1 protein-coding gene is annotated in these 367 nt (G+C 59.4%); it reads left to right on the forward strand.

Annotated elements, in window-relative coordinates:
* On the forward strand, positions 1-195 hold a 195-nt coding region (locus B7G66_RS16870; protein ID WP_048859444.1), incomplete at its 5' end, for a GcrA family cell cycle regulator.
* Positions 196-367 lie beyond the last annotated feature (172 nt).

The raw sequence follows: 367 nt of genomic DNA on the forward strand, positions 1-367 counted from the left end.
GCCGCCGCCGCCCGCGCCGCCGTGGCCCCGCCGCGCCGCCGCAGCAGCCAGTCCTGCTGCTGGCCGCTGGGTGATCCGGGCACGCCGGGCTTCCATTTCTGTGGCGCGACGCCGCTGCCGGGTAAGCCCTATTGCGCCGAACATGCGCAGCTTGCGTATGTGAAGCTGCGTGATCGTCGTGACAACGTGGCCTGATGTGACCCAGGTCCCTGTGGGGCACTGTTTGAAACGGCAGGCGCAGTAATCCACTGCAATTATAAATATTTTGGTGAAACGTCGTGCAAGAACGCTGTCTTTGAAAAAAGACAGCGCCCGAGCGTTTTCATCATTGATAAAAAACAGGAAAAGTTTTTGGGTGCCGCCTTTT

Source organism: Novacetimonas hansenii JCM 7643, assembly GCF_000964405.1.
Taxonomy (GTDB): Bacteria; Pseudomonadota; Alphaproteobacteria; order Acetobacterales; family Acetobacteraceae; genus Novacetimonas; species Novacetimonas hansenii.